This is a genomic window from Nocardia stercoris, assembly GCF_003696265.1.
Taxonomy (GTDB): domain Bacteria; phylum Actinomycetota; class Actinomycetes; order Mycobacteriales; family Mycobacteriaceae; genus Nocardia; species Nocardia stercoris.
In genome coordinates this window covers 356,681-369,748 of record NZ_RFFH01000006.1, presented here as the reverse complement: position 1 = coordinate 369,748, position 13,068 = coordinate 356,681, and the positions used below count along the sequence as shown (strand labels likewise).

The 13,068-nt window shown below is 69.9% G+C and carries 12 protein-coding genes; 9 read left to right on the top strand and 3 right to left on the bottom strand.

All coding sequences use genetic code 11. The features are described from left to right. Nucleotides 1–17: 17 nt before the first annotated feature. From EBN03_RS17310 to EBN03_RS17295, 4 genes are all read left to right on the top strand, one after another. Complete coding sequence (locus EBN03_RS17310; RefSeq protein ID WP_122189109.1) at nt 18–1,253, top strand: Nramp family divalent metal transporter; 1,236 nt, start codon at nt 18–20, stop codon at nt 1,251–1,253. 270 nt (nt 1,254–1,523) lie between these two features. After that, on the top strand, nt 1,524–2,534 hold the full coding sequence (locus EBN03_RS17305; protein ID WP_122189053.1) for an ATP-binding cassette domain-containing protein: 1,011 nt from the start codon (nt 1,524–1,526) through the stop codon (nt 2,532–2,534). Then, the gene (locus EBN03_RS17300; RefSeq protein WP_122189052.1) at nt 2,531–3,343 is read left to right on the top strand and encodes an ABC transporter permease; all 813 of its coding nucleotides are present in this window, start codon (nt 2,531–2,533) and stop codon (nt 3,341–3,343) included. Before EBN03_RS17305 ends, EBN03_RS17300 begins: the two co-directional genes overlap by 4 nt. Further along, a complete protein-coding gene (locus EBN03_RS17295; protein WP_122189051.1) occupies nt 3,340–4,206 on the top strand; it encodes an ABC transporter permease in 867 nt (288 codons plus the stop codon). Before EBN03_RS17300 ends, EBN03_RS17295 begins: the two co-directional genes overlap by 4 nt. A 62-nt stretch (nt 4,207–4,268) precedes the next feature. Here the strand turns inward: EBN03_RS17295 and EBN03_RS17290 are convergent, their stop codons facing one another. After that, the gene (locus tag EBN03_RS17290) at nt 4,269–5,486 is read right to left on the bottom strand and encodes a TetR/AcrR family transcriptional regulator (RefSeq protein WP_122189050.1); all 1,218 of its coding nucleotides are present in this window, start codon (nt 5,484–5,486) and stop codon (nt 4,269–4,271) included. A 279-nt stretch (nt 5,487–5,765) separates the two neighbouring features. Here EBN03_RS17290 and EBN03_RS17285 point away from each other — a divergent pair, with 279 nt between their 5' ends. After that, a complete protein-coding gene (locus EBN03_RS17285) occupies nt 5,766–6,803 on the top strand; it encodes an SDR family oxidoreductase (RefSeq protein ID WP_122189049.1) in 1,038 nt (345 codons plus the stop codon). Here the strand turns inward: EBN03_RS17285 and EBN03_RS17280 are convergent. Further along, nucleotides 6,779–7,954, bottom strand: coding sequence for a lycopene cyclase family protein (locus EBN03_RS17280; protein WP_122189048.1), 1,176 nt, complete (start codon nt 7,952–7,954; stop codon nt 6,779–6,781). The genes EBN03_RS17285 and EBN03_RS17280 overlap by 25 nt on opposite strands. A gap of 167 nt (nt 7,955–8,121) precedes the next feature. On the opposite strand from EBN03_RS17280, the gene EBN03_RS17275 reads away from it, so the two are divergent. Then, nucleotides 8,122–8,538: a hypothetical protein gene (locus EBN03_RS17275; RefSeq protein ID WP_122189047.1), complete on the top strand. Its 417-nt coding sequence runs from the start codon at nt 8,122–8,124 to the stop codon at nt 8,536–8,538. A gap of 99 nt (nt 8,539–8,637) precedes the next feature. Here EBN03_RS17275 and EBN03_RS17270 read toward each other — a convergent pair whose 3' ends face one another. Next, on the bottom strand, nt 8,638–9,114 hold the full coding sequence (locus EBN03_RS17270; RefSeq protein ID WP_122189046.1) for a hotdog fold domain-containing protein: 477 nt from the start codon (nt 9,112–9,114) through the stop codon (nt 8,638–8,640). A gap of 291 nt (nt 9,115–9,405) precedes the next feature. On the opposite strand from EBN03_RS17270, the gene EBN03_RS17265 reads away from it, so the two are divergent. The 3 genes from EBN03_RS17265 to EBN03_RS17255 all read left to right on the top strand — a co-directional run bounded on the left by EBN03_RS17265 (nt 9,406) and on the right by EBN03_RS17255 (nt 13,064). Then, the gene (locus EBN03_RS17265; protein WP_199742818.1) at nt 9,406–10,644 is read left to right on the top strand and encodes an MFS transporter; all 1,239 of its coding nucleotides are present in this window, start codon (nt 9,406–9,408) and stop codon (nt 10,642–10,644) included. Nucleotides 10,645–10,908: 264 nt separating this feature from the next. Continuing rightward, nucleotides 10,909–12,597 (top strand): hypothetical protein, encoded by a 1,689-nt coding sequence (locus EBN03_RS17260; RefSeq protein WP_233608435.1) that lies wholly within the window; start codon nt 10,909–10,911, stop codon nt 12,595–12,597. After that, complete coding sequence (locus EBN03_RS17255) at nt 12,594–13,064, top strand: FixH family protein (protein WP_158675656.1); 471 nt, start codon at nt 12,594–12,596, stop codon at nt 13,062–13,064. Before EBN03_RS17260 ends, EBN03_RS17255 begins: the two co-directional genes overlap by 4 nt. Nucleotides 13,065–13,068 lie beyond the last annotated feature (4 nt).

The window sequence follows — 13,068 nt, the reverse complement described above, 5'->3', positions numbered from 1 at the left end:
ACCCGTAAACTGGGGTGGTGAGTAGCCCGGCCGACGTCCAGCCATCCGTTGCCGGGCGCGCCCGTGCCACCCTGGCGTTGCTCGGCCCGGCCTTCGTCGCCGCCATCGCCTACGTCGACCCCGGCAACGTGGCGGCCAACATCAGTGCCGGTGCCGCGCACGGTTACCTGCTGGTGTGGGTGATCGTGCTGGCCAACGTGATGGCGGCGCTGGTGCAGTTGCTGTCGTCGAAGCTGGGCCTGGCCACCGGCCGGTCGCTGCCGGAACTGGTGGCCGCGCGCACCGGCCGCGTCGGGCGGCTCGCCTACTGGGCGCAAGCCGAACTCGTGGCCACCGCGACCGACCTGGCCGAGGTGGTGGGCGGCGCGATCGCGCTGCAGTTGCTGTTCCGGCTGCCGCCGCCGGTCGGCGGCCTGATCACCGGTGCCGTGTCGATGGCCCTGCTGACGGTGCAGAACCACGGCGGCCAACGGGCGTTCGAGCGTGTGATCATCGGCCTGCTGGCGATCATCTCGGTCGGATTCGTCGCCGAGGTGGTGCTGGCGCCGCCGTCGCTGTCGGGGGCCGCGGGCGGGCTCGTCCCGCGCTTCGACGGCACCGGCAGCGTGCTGCTGACCGCGGCCATCATCGGCGCGACGGTGATGCCGCACGTGGTCTACCTGCATTCCGGGCTGGTGCGTGACCGGCACGGCTACACCGAGCCCGGGCCGCGCCGCACCCGGCTGTTGCGCGCGAACCGGATCGACGTGGCCCTGGCCATGGTGATCGCCGGCGTGGTCAACCTGTCCATGCTGTTGCTGGCCGCTCGCACGCTGAGCGGGCGCGGTATCGACACCATCACCGACGCGCACGGCGCGGTCAGTGATGCGCTCGGCCCGCGGGCGGCGTTGCTGCTGGCGGTCGGGTTGCTGGCCTCGGGCCTGGCGTCCACGTCGGTCGGGGCCTACGCGGGCGCGATGATCATGGAGGGTCTGCTGAACCGGCGGGTGCCGCTGCCGCTGCGGCGCGTGGTCACCCTGTTGCCGGCGCTGGTCTTGTTGACGGTGGGCGTCGACCCGACGCGGGTGCTGTTGCTGTCGCAGGTGGTGCTGTCGTTCGGGATCCCGTTCGCGGTGGTGCCGCTGGTTCGGTTCACCGCCGACCGCGCGCTGATGGGATCGGCGGTCAACAGCCGGCTCACCACGGTGCTGGCCGCCCTTGTCGCGGGTGTGATCTCGGTGCTGAATTTGTTCCTGATCTACCAGGTGCTGTGACGTCCGCCAGGAACCGTTGATTCCGCAGACAATGCGAACGGTTCGTGAAAGTGTGAGTAACACCACAGTTCCACCCGGTCTGTTCCGGGCCGGACGCTGGGGCAGAAAAATGACTTGGCCATGTTCCACATCTGAGCGGATCGGATGGGATCATGGCAGGGACGACTTGTCCCAGTAACATTGCGGCTGGTGGAACGCGATGACCATTCAGGTCGTCGTGGGGCTCCAGCCGGACGACGGTCGCCACCCACGGCCGATAGTGGAGAGTTGATGCCGAGCTTGAACAAGTGCAGTTGTGGCTGCAGCTGCTGTGCCCCGGCGAGTCGGTCCGCCGAACTCGCTGTGGAGGTGCGTGATATCCGCAAGTCCTTCGGCGACGTGCACGCTCTCCAAGGCGTCAGCTTCACCGCGGAGCGCGGTTCGGTCCTGGGAATCCTCGGACCCAACGGCGCCGGCAAGACCACGACCGTCAAGGTCCTGGCCACCCTGCTGCGGCCCGACTCGGGCAGCGCGAAGGTCGCCGGGCACGACGTGGTCTCCGACGCCTCGGGCGTGCGCCGCTCGATCATGATGACCGGGCAGTACGCGGCGCTGGACGAGAACCTGTCCGGCAAGGCCAACCTCGAGCTGTTCGGCCGCCTGATGGGCCTGAGCCGCTCCGCCGCCAAGAAGCGCGCCACCGACCTGCTCGAGCAGTTCGACCTGGTCAACGCCGGCTCGCGCGCGGTCAAGAACTACTCCGGCGGTATGCGCCGCCGCGTCGACATCGCCTGCGGCCTGGTCGTGCGCCCCGAGGTCGTATTCCTCGACGAGCCCACCACCGGCCTCGACCCCCGCAGCCGTCAGGGCGTGTGGGACCTGGTCACCGCGCTCAAGGAACAGGGCATCACGGTCCTGCTGACCACGCAGTACCTCGAAGAAGCCGACATCCTGTCGGACAACATCATCGTCATCGACAAGGGCACCGTCATCGCGGAGGGAACCGCCGACGAGCTCAAGGAGAAGACCGGCGGCAGCTTCTGCGAGATCGTGCCGCTGGAATCGTCCCACGTGAAGGCCGCGGCCGAGGCACTCGGCGACCTGGTCCCGCCCGTCGTCGCGGCCGGGCTGGACGGCGCCGACCGCATCTCCATCCCGGCCCTAGGCGGTCCGAGCACCCTCGCCGAGGCGCTGCGCCGCCTCGACACCGCCGGAATCGAACTCGCCGACATCGCGCTGCGGCGCCCGTCGCTCGACGACGTGTTCCTGTCGCTGACCGGGCACACGGGTGACAAGGGATGACGGTTACCGCCGCGCCCACGGCCCAGCAGCTGTTCGAGAACATGCCGGTCGCGCGCCCGAACAAGATCGCCCAGTGGTGGGCGCTGACCGGCCGCCTCGTCCGCACCGCGGCAAGCAGCGGTGACCTGCTGATCGTGGTGGGCGCGACCTTCATCTTCACCATCGGCTACTGGCTGCCGCTGCGCTTCGTGATGAGCTTCCAAGGAATCAACTTCGCGCAGTTCGTCATGCCGATCATCGTGCTGCAGACCATGTCGTTCACGATGATGTCGAATGCGCAGATCGCGGCCACCGAAGCGATGACCGGACTGAACCTGCGCATGCAATCGATGCCGGTCGGCGGGTTCGTGCCGCTGGCCGCGCGGATGAGCGGCGGCTTCGTGCGCGCGATCGTGGCGATGATCTCCTCGATCGCCTTCGGTTACTGGATCGGCTTCCGGTTCATCGCGGGCCCGGCGCAGGCCGTGGGCTTCGTGCTGTTCGCCTTCGCGGTGGGCTTCGTGCTGGCGATCGGCGCGGACGCCCTCGGCAGCCTGAGCAAGAGCCCCGAGGCGCTCAGCCAGGCACTGAGCCTGCCGACCCTGATCTTCGGCATGCTGTCGTGCGGCTTCGTCCCCGAAAAGGGGTTCCCGCACTGGATTCGGCCGTTCGTCCGCAACCAGCCGGTGTCGCAGTTCTCGTTCGCGCTGCGGGACATGGCCGGCACCGGCGTCACCTGGCACGTGTTGTGGGTGCCGCTGGTGTGGCTGGGCGGCATGGGCATCGTCTTCATTCCGCTGGCGATCTGGGCGAGTACGAGGCGATCATGACAGTTATCGAACCCGCCACCGGATCGGCGGTGGCACAGCTCGACCGTGAGGCCCTGCTACTACCCGAGGTCTCCGGGTACCCCGAGAATTCGGTGCGCGCCTGGTTCAGCCAGAGCCTGATCCAGTGCAAACGCTTGATGAGCGTCTGGGTCACCGACTTCACCATCTCCGTCTACATGCTGGTCTTCCCGACCCTGGCGCTGATCATGTTCAACACGGTGCTGGGCGACTCGGTGAAACTGGCCACCGGCGTTCCGGCCATCTACGGCCAGATGCCCATGTCCGCGGTGATCGCGGCCATGAACGGCTCGATGGTCGGCGCGCTCACCCTGCGGCAGGAGAAGGAGACCGGGCTGCTGGGCCGGTTCCACACCATGCCGATCAACCGCTGGGCCGGCCTGACCTCACGGCTGCTGGCCGAGGTGGTCCGCGTCCTGCTGACCACCATGCTGATGCTCGCGGTCGGCCTGATCCTGGGCTTCCGGTTCTGGAACGGGCCGTGGGCGGCACTGGGCATGATCCTGGTCCCGGTGCTGTTCGCGCTCGGCTTCGGCACCCTGGTCACGGCGATGGCCACGGTGACCGACGGGCTGGCGCTGGTGAACCTCATCTTCGTGTTCAACACCTTGGCGATGTTCTTCAATACCGGTTTCGTACCGGCCGCGGCCTACCCGAAGTGGCTGCAGGGCGTGGTGGAACACCAGCCGATGAGTACCACCATCAACACCATGAAGGGGCTGTCCTGGGACGGTCCGATCCAGCGCCCGCTGCTGGAGACCTGCGCCTGGATGGTCGGCATGGTCGTGATCTTCGCCTACCCCGCCATCCGGGGTTACGAGCGAGCCGCCCGCACCAGCATCTAGCAGCCGCACGACGACGCGTCAGGGCCGCCCGGATCCGATCCAGGCGGCCCTGACGCGTCGGATCAGGATGCGTTTCCGAGCAGCGCCGCGCTCATCAAGGCAGTGACCCGGGCCAGGTTCTCCGGCCGGGTGTCGAAGCGGGTGTGGCGGCCGACGTCGAGGACCTGGCCGATGGCGGCGTTCACCCGGAAGCGGGCCTCGGCCGGATCGCCGTCGAGCAGATGCGCCCACTCCAGGACGTTCTGCCGTTGCAGCGCGCGGAGCCGGTGCTGATCGGCGGCCGGCAGCTGCGCGAACTCGCTGAAGTACACGGCCAGGATCTCGGGCACGGTGAAGGTCAGGCGGGCGAAGCGGGCCGCGATCCGGACCGCCGCGTCGGGCCGGCTGACCGCTTCGGAGAGCGCTTCGGCGTTGGCGATGGCGAGCCGCTCCCCGCTGCGGTGGAACGCGGCGATGAGCAGGTCGGATTTGCTGCTGAAGTAGCGGTAGACGCTGGAGGCGTTGATGCCGACCGCCGCGCCGATCTCCTCGATCGCCGCCTCGTGATACCCCTTGCGGCCGAAGATGCGGATCGCCTCGGCCAGCAGTTGCTCGCGTTTGGAGCTCAGCGGCAGGCCGCGTACCGGTTCCTGCGGGTCGGGTGCGCCGGGTGCGGGCGGGAGTTCGGTGCGCAGCAGCGACCAGCAGATCTCCTGCATGAGATCGATCAGCCGGGCGTTGGGCAGCTGGGTGCGGTGGGCGTTGATGCTGCCGATGGCGGCCGAGACCGAGATGACGATCAGTTCGATGTCCTCGGGCGGGTCGTTCGGGCGCAGCAGGGTGATCGGTGCGGCCAGCAGTTCGCGCAGCTCGACGTAGATGCCGCGGATGCGCAGACGGTCTTCGGGGGCGAGGTAGCGCCGTTCCCAGCGGTAGAGCCCGGCTTCGCGGCGCAGCTCGATCATGGTCTCGGTGAGGGCGCGGATCAGTGCGGTGAGCCGGTTCTCGGGGGTGGCGCCGGGGTCGTCGGCGGCCCGGGCGGCCTGTAGCAGTGCGGTGGCGGTGCCTTCGGTGGCGGCGACCAGCAGTGCGTACTTGTTGGCGAAGTGCCGGTAGAGCGCGGGGCCGGAGATGCCGATCTCGGCGGCGATCTCGTCGACGCCGACCTGGTGATAGCCGCGGTCGCTGAAGGCGCGGGCGGCGACGCGGACGATCTGGGCCTTGCGGTCCTTGGGGCGTCGGCGCACGGTGCTGTCGGGTGGTGCGACCGCAGGTGCTCCTCGTGTGCGCCCCGCGCTCATGCACCTCTCCTCTGTGGCTCCGCTGCCCTCGGCAGCCCCTACCGATCCGATAAGTTAACCACAATTCGCGGACCGGCGGTCGCGGTCCGGTGCTCCCGACGGTGGCGACAGGGGCCGGTTGTTGATCGCGACTGCCGAAACGGGCGCGGATCGTCGATCGTGGCCGGAACGTGCGATCGGCGCCGGTGAACGCAGGTTGGCGTCCGACATCGGGCGTTCGGCGAATAGCTCGCAACCCTGGTGGTCGGGCCCCTGCGCCTACCGCCTACCCTGACCCGCATGGGTTACCTGGTTACCGGGGCGAGCGGTGGCATCGGCCGGGCCCTGGTCTCCGAATTGCTGCGACGTAGCGGCCCGATCCATGTGCTGGTGCAGCCCGGCGCGGACGCGGCCTACCGCTTCGAACGCAACGTGCGGGCCTGGGGCAACGGCGGGGTGCCGGTGCTCGACCGGCTGCGCGCCGTGCCCGGCGACCTCACCGCACCCGACCTCGGCCTGGACCCGAAATGGCTTGCCGCGCATCGTGGTTCGATCGAGCACGTGTTCCACCTCGCCGCCGGCCGGGCCGCGGGCGCGGCCGGGTCGGCTGCCGCGGTCGCGGTCACCGAACAGCTGAGTGCCGGTGTGCTCCACCACGTCTCGACGGTCGAGGTGGCGGGCGGCACGACCGGACTGTTCACCGAGGACATGTTCGACATCGGTCAGGTGCTGCTGACCCCGGTGCAGCGCGCGGCGTTCGAAGGGGAGCGGGTCGTGCGCGAGCAGACCCGGGTGCCGTGGCGGATCTACCGGCCCTCCATCGTGATCGGGAACTCCCGCACCGGCGAATTCGACCGGATCACCGGTCCCTACTACTTCTTCCGCTCGCTGCGGGTGGCGGCGCAGCTGCCGCGGCTGCTGCCGGTCCTGGTGCCTCGGCTCGGCGAAACCAACATGGTGCCGGTCGACTTCGTGGTGCGGGCCCTGGATCACATTGCGCACCACCCGGTTCCCGGTGCCGACACCTACCACCTGGTGGATCCCCGTCGGCAGAGCGCCGTCGACGCGCTGAACGTGTTCGCCGACCAGGCCGGCGCACCGCACCTGCTCGAGGTGCTGCCCAAACGCGCCCTCGACCTGTCGGTGGGCCTGCCCGGTGCCGGGCAACTGCTGCGCTGGCTGGGCGTGCCCCGGGACATCCTGCAGCACAGCGAGTTCGGTTGCCGGTTCGGCTGCACCAACACCACCGACGCGCTGGCCGGCACCGATATCAAGGTGCCGCCGCTGGCCGCGTACGCGCCGCGGATCTGGAACTACTGGCTGGAGAACTGGCTGTAGTCGAAGTCCACCCAGCGGTTCCGGTTCGTCCAGCCGACCAGGTCGTAGCGCCAGCGGAACGGCCAGGTGCGGGCCACGGTGAGGAACAGTACGGTGGCCAGCGCCCGGTAGTCGTCGTGCGCGGACAGCAGGGCGCGCTGCTGACGCGGTGTCGCGGTGAAGAAGGCCTCGAACATGGAGATCGACTGCTCGGTGGTGAGCCGGCCCAGTCCGTACAGTCCGCGCATTCGCATCCAATAGACCAGGCGCGCCTGCGGTGACCACAGTGCCCGCACCGGATCGGTTCCGGCCCGGACCGCCTCGATCGCGGTGTCCGCCAACGCGAACGAATCGGCGACGCTGTAGCCGGTGCACGGATGCATCATCCCGCCGCGAGAACCGAAGGGCACCGCACCGCCGCCGGACCGGGGCGGCGGCTGATCGAGCGGGTAGTGCGCGGCCTCGCTCGGTTCGTCGCCGCGCAGCCGGATGCCGTGGGCGGCAAGCCGGTTCAGGGTGCGGCGGCGCAACTCACGCTGCGGCATCCCGCCGCGCAGTCCAAGGCTGGTCTCCTCGAAGATCACCCGGCCGTCACCGAGCGGCACCGCGTACAGGAAGGACGGCGGCTCGCCGGGGCCGGCGCCGTTCTCCGGCCGCCAGTCCAGCAGCAGACCCTCGCCGTCGCCGACCATGGGCGCGGCGAGTTCGGCGTCGACGAAGATGCCGTGCGCGCTGGCGGTCCGGCGCGGCCCCGGGCTCGGCAGGCCACGGGTGTCGAAGACCGCGCCGGCCCGGATCTCGGTGCCGTCGGCCAGGGTCACCCGGTGGGCGTCGACGGTCGTGGCGCGCGTCGCGAGCACGGTGGCGTCGTCGAGCGGCAGCGCGGCGCGCAGTCCGGGCTTGGACAGCACGCAGTAGGGCCGGTCGATCCGGTGCGCGGTCTTCGTCCACACCGTCGGCGCCTCGATGCGCTGGGCGATCACACTGGGCGGCAGCCAGTCGGGCAGTTCGTCGATCCAGCAGGAGAAAGTCGGCGGCCACAGCCGATCCGGGCGCGGGTCCACCGCCACGACCGTCAGCCCGGCGCGAACGGCCCGGTGTGCGAGCGCCTGTCCGGTGGGTCCGAGTCCGACGACACAGACATCCGGGTCCGGGAGACGATGCGCACTCATATCTCTCATTGAATCAGCCGGGGTGACGGTGTCGCGCAGGGCATTCGCAACCGCTCGCGGCGCATTGTGCCGATTGCGCCACCAGGATTGGCCCACTCGAGAACCGGGCGCAGTCCGCCGCGTCGAAAACCGATGCGGACCAACGTGTTTAATTACCCTTTTCGGGCATGACAAAGCTCCAGAACACAGGTCGTCTGTCCGTTGCCCTCGCCGTCGTCGGTTTCGGGCTGCTGGCCGGCACCGCCACCGCCGTCGCGGCTCCCGCCGACATCGCCACCTCCCCGGCGTACATCCCCGCCGGCTCGAGTGCCCTGTCGGTGCAGCCCGCCTGCCCGCCGCTGCCCACGCCCATCTCCGGCGCGGTCGCCACGCCGCTGATCGTCTGCCCGCTGGCGACCCCGGCTGCCGCACCGGCGGGTGGGGTGAACACGATGATGATCACCCAGTCCGGCGCCGCGGCATTGCAGGTGGTCCAGCTGCTGGAGAGCTTCGGGATCCCGCCGCTGAGCGCGGAGCTGCCGTTCGGCAGTGTGCTGCCCTGTCCCTCGGCGTCGGCCGCGCCCGGGACCGTCTGCCCGATGTAGGAACTGCTCTGTCCGGGTCGATGCCGGCGCTCCTGTCCCGGTGTCGACCCGCGATCCGGGAGGCGCGCCGCTGTCTTCCGTGCGGAACCGCCGGCCCGGTTACTTGGGTGTCACCCAGATGGTGATGTCCGCGTGGACGACCTCCAAGCCCTGCTTGTCGAAGATCGACACCGGGACGGGAAGTTCCACGCCTTCGGTGATCGTGGCGAAGTCGGGGATCTCCGGCAGTTTCGCCACCGCGTGCAGGCCGGTTTCGGCCTTGGCCAGGTACTGCACGTTCATGGCCTTCGGAATCCAGCGGTGCGTGGTGGGCACGGTGGCCTCGGCCAGCATGCCCATCGCGATCTCGGCCAGGTTGCATGCCGCGATGGCGTGGAAGGTGCCGAGGTGGTTGTGGATGCCGAACCACTTGGGGGCGGTCACCTCGCACAGGCCGGGCTCCAGCCGGACCACGTTGGGCACCACGGTGCCGAAGTACGGCACTCGCGCGATCATCCCGAGGGAGAACAGGGTGTGCCCGATTCGGTTGTCGGGCAGCTTCTTCCAGCCGCGGAAGGTGGCGGTCTCGTTGCTCATGACACTATCTTACTGCAGAGTAAGTTCGGCTGCCTCTCGCCAGTGGTCCATCGGATGCGCCGAAAACAACCTTGAAAACCGACCGTTCCTCTATGGTTGTCGTGCGCGTCACAGAGCGGCCCTGGCTCTACCGCTCACCGTCGGCGCGCAGATAGCCCGGCCTACCCCCTGCAAGCCGGGTGTTCGAAGCCCGCACCCCGGCCAGCGTCGTCCTGGGTGTGGATTCGGGACTCTCCTTCCGGCCGGAAATTCGCTGGCCACACCCCCACGCTCTGTGGCACCCTCGCGACAGTGAGGTCGTATCGGCGCGTACTGGCCAATCCCGCGGTGCGCACAGCGCTGGTGCTGGGAATGCTGGTCCGTACCCCGTTCTTCGCGCTCGGCGTCGTCCTCACCGTGCACGTCGTGCAGACCCTCGGCCGCAGCTACGCCCAGGCCGGGCTGCTCGTCGGCGTCGTCACCGTCTGCACCGCGCTCAGCGGCCCCTGGCGCGGCCGCCTCGTCGACCGGCTCGGGCTGCGGCGAGCCATCCTGCCCTCGCTGCTGATCGTCGGCACCTGCTGGGCCATCGCGCCCTTCACCGGCTACCCGGGCCTGGTCCTGCTGGCCGGCGCCGCCGGAGCCATGGAGATCCCGATCTTCGGCATCGTGCGCCAAGCCGTCCTGGCCGGTGCCACCGAGGACGAGCGGCGCTCGGCCCTCGCCCTCGACTCGGTCACCGTCGAGATGTCCTACATGGTCGGCCCGATCCTCGGTGTCGCCGCCATCGGAATCTTCCCCACCTCCTGGGTGCTGCTCGGGGTGCAATCGCTGCACGTGCTCGGCGGGGTCCTGCTGTGGCTGGTCGACCTGCCCCTGCGCTCGGACGACGAGACCACCCCGCCCGTCCCGCGCCGCGAATGGCTGCGCGGCCCGTTCCTGGCCCTCTGCGTCGGCGCCGCCGTGAGCACCGTGCTCCTGGCCGGCACCGAACTGACCGTCGTCGCCGCCATGCGCGGATTCGGCGACCAGCGCTGGCTCGGCCTCACCATGGCGATCTGGGGCCTCGGCTCCCTGCTCGGCGGCCTCACCTACGGCGCGATCCACCGCCCGGTCTCCACCTACCTGCTCCTGGCCGGCCTCGGCCTGGTGACCTACCCCCTGATCTTCGCCACCGGCCCCGTGACCCTGACCGCCCTGGCCTTCGTCTCCGGATTCTTCTGCGCCCCGACCCTCACCGCCGGCGTCGACGAACTCAGCCGGGTAGTCCCCGAAGGCGGCCGCGGCGAAGCCCTCGGCTGGCAGGGGGGCGCCATGACCGCCGGCACCTCCCTCGGCGCCGCGTTCGCCGGCATCGCCATCGACACCGTCGGCGTGCACGGCGCATTCGCGGTCGCGGCGACGGCCGGACTCGTGGTCGGGTCGGTGCTCTACCTCGTGACTCGGCCGCACACGCAAGCCGATTCGCCGGACTCCCGCCGATCCGGCACAGCGGCATCGGTTTCGGTCGGCGAGGCGCACGGTGAGGACCGAGGCGGGCCACTCGTGTAATTCCGTCGCCCCCGGCCGCAGCAATATTCACGGTGTCCTCCAGCCGAGATTCACAGCGGCCCTTAAGCCGCCCGCCCCGAACGCTTCCTAGGATGCGCCCGTGAGCCACCGGACCCGCGTCGCCGAGCGCGCAGTGGTACACGTTTTCGCGGCAGATTCCGTACACCCGAGCGCGCGCGGCTGGGCGCGGTTGTCGCGATCTCCGGTAGGGGTGCGGTTGTGAGGGTGGACGAGGCGATGTCGGGTCGAGGTGGTCGACGGTCGGTGTCGGCCGTGGTCGTGCTGATGGTCGGTCTGCTGCTCTTTCTCTGCGCGCCAACGGTTTCCGCTGACGCGCCGGCCGTCGGAGGCGATGTCTCGGTGGCGCAGACCTTGGGGGAGCGGGAGTTGACCGTGATCCTGCGGCGCGTGGTCTCGGTGCCGGGGCCGCTGCAGGTGGAGGTGGTGACGCATGCCGGCACCGCCGCCGGGAAGCTCACCGTGGCGGCGATACCGGTCGGGGTCTCGCGGGTGGCACGGACGCCCGCGCCGGGGGCAGTGGTGTCGCAGGCGGACCTCGAGTTGCGGAATGTGCCGGGCGACAACGCGGCCGCGTTGCGGGTCGATCGGCCGGGCCCGTGGGAGTTGACCGTTTCCGACGGGACCCGGACTGCACGGATTCCGTTCCTGGTGCCCGCGCAGACGGTGTCGCCGCCGGAACGACTGGTGTACGGCGGATTCGTCGTAGCCGGGCTGCTGTTGCCGGTGGCGCTGGTGGTGGCGGTACGGGCGCGGCCGGTATGGGCGCTGTTGCCGGTCGGCGGCATGATCGCCGGGGTCGCGGTCGCGGTGACCGCCGCGGTGCTGTCGGCATCGCTGCCGCTGCCCCCTCAGCCCGGCGTGCAGTTGGACCCCGGTGTCGACGACGTCTCCGATCCGTATGCGCTGGGACACCCACTGTCCGCTGACTTTTCGCGGCCACCGGTGCTATTGGGCCTCGCCGCGGGCACCCCGGTCGCGGGAAGATCCGGCACACTGCGAATCGACCTGTCCGACAGTGCGACCGGGGCTCCCGTCGACGATCTGGTGGTGCACGACGACGCGCTCGTGCACCTGCTGATCGTCGGCCCCGGCGGCGAACTGTGGCATCTGCATCCGATCCGCACCGCGTCCGCCCGGTACGAGATCGACTTCACCCCAACGGAACCCGGCCACTACGCGCTGGGAGTCGAACTCGCCCGGCGCGGTGGCGGCGTGCAATCGGTGCGTGTGACAACAGGATTCACGGCGGGGCCGGGCAGCATCCCTGCGCTTTCGGGCGTCGCACCGTCGGCGGGCCGGTTTCCCCGGCCGCCGGGCATACCCGCGCCGGGCACGGTGGCGCCGGGAGCGCCCGCGGGCACAGCGGCCCCGGGAGCCGTTGCCGGAGTGTCGGGTGCGGCGTCGGGCGGTGGCAACGAAGTCCCGGACATTGCGCCCTTACTGCGGCTCGGATCCGGTGGGACGGCGACCACCGAGGTTGCCGGGACCTCCGTCCAAGTGCGGGCCACGAATCCGGTTGCCGGTGTACCGGCCACTGTCACAGCACATTTCGGTGACACACCCGACCTGCAGCCCTGGCTCGGCATGCTGGGACACATGATCGTCGTCGGCCCGCTCGGCCCGGACAGCGATATCGCGGCGGCCGCGCAGAGCGCCCCGGTCTGGGGACACGCGCATTCGATGGGCTCCGGCGCCATGCCCGACATGCCCGGGATGGGAGAGGCGCCAGGCGAATCCGGCCGCATGCTGATGCAGCCGACCAACGGCGACAGCATGCCGGACGAGACCGTGGCTGCCTACGGTCCGGATGTCCCGTTCACCTTCACCTTTCCGGTCCCCGGCCACTACCGGTTGTGGATCCAGGCCGAACGCCACTACACGATCCTCACCGTGCCGGTCGAGGTCGACGTCGCCGCGGTAGGTGCCTCGTGAGTGCGGAGACGACGGTATCGCCGGTGGATTCCGCACCGGCTCAGCGGCGATCACGCCCGCCGGCCGGGCGGGTCACGGCGGTCGTCGCGGCCGTCGCCGCCCTGTCGGCGCTCGCCGGGTGGCTGCTGTGGCCGGACTCGGGCCGGTCCGTCGAACTACACGGCGGCACCGCGCGATTCGTGCTGACCGTGACGGTCGCCGACGCTCGACAGGGCGCCTCCGACATCGACCTGCGAGTCGACGATCGGGCGGGACATCCCGTGCAAGGGTTGACGATTCGGCTCGACGCCAGCGACCCTCGAATGGGGTACGCGGACGCACCGGTACCGGCCGTCGACAGCGGTCCCGGGCGCTATCACGCCGCAGCGGTCCAGTTCATGGCAACGGGGCAATGGAATCTCACGTTCACCCTGGACGGGCCCGACGGCACCGACCGGATCACCGTGCCGCTGTGGATCAGTGGCTGACAGC

Bases quoted from the DNA above. Each gene is read 5' to 3' on its own strand.
- EBN03_RS17270 (WP_122189046.1), bottom strand. From the start codon at position 9,114: ATGAGCAACGAGACCGCCACCTTCCGCGGCTGGAAGAAGCTGCCCGAC.
- EBN03_RS17275 (WP_122189047.1), top strand. From the start codon at position 8,122: ATGACAAAGCTCCAGAACACAGGTCGTCTGTCCGTTGCCCTCGCCGTC.
- EBN03_RS17290 (WP_122189050.1), bottom strand. From the start codon at position 5,486: ATGAGCGCGGGGCGCACACGAGGAGCACCTGCGGTCGCACCACCCGAC.
- EBN03_RS17285 (WP_122189049.1), top strand. From the start codon at position 5,766: ATGGGTTACCTGGTTACCGGGGCGAGCGGTGGCATCGGCCGGGCCCTG.
- EBN03_RS17280 (WP_122189048.1), bottom strand. From the start codon at position 7,954: ATGAGTGCGCATCGTCTCCCGGACCCGGATGTCTGTGTCGTCGGACTC.
- EBN03_RS17305 (WP_122189053.1), top strand. From the start codon at position 1,524: ATGCCGAGCTTGAACAAGTGCAGTTGTGGCTGCAGCTGCTGTGCCCCG.
- EBN03_RS17300 (WP_122189052.1), top strand. From the start codon at position 2,531: ATGACGGTTACCGCCGCGCCCACGGCCCAGCAGCTGTTCGAGAACATG.
- EBN03_RS17295 (WP_122189051.1), top strand. From the start codon at position 3,340: ATGACAGTTATCGAACCCGCCACCGGATCGGCGGTGGCACAGCTCGAC.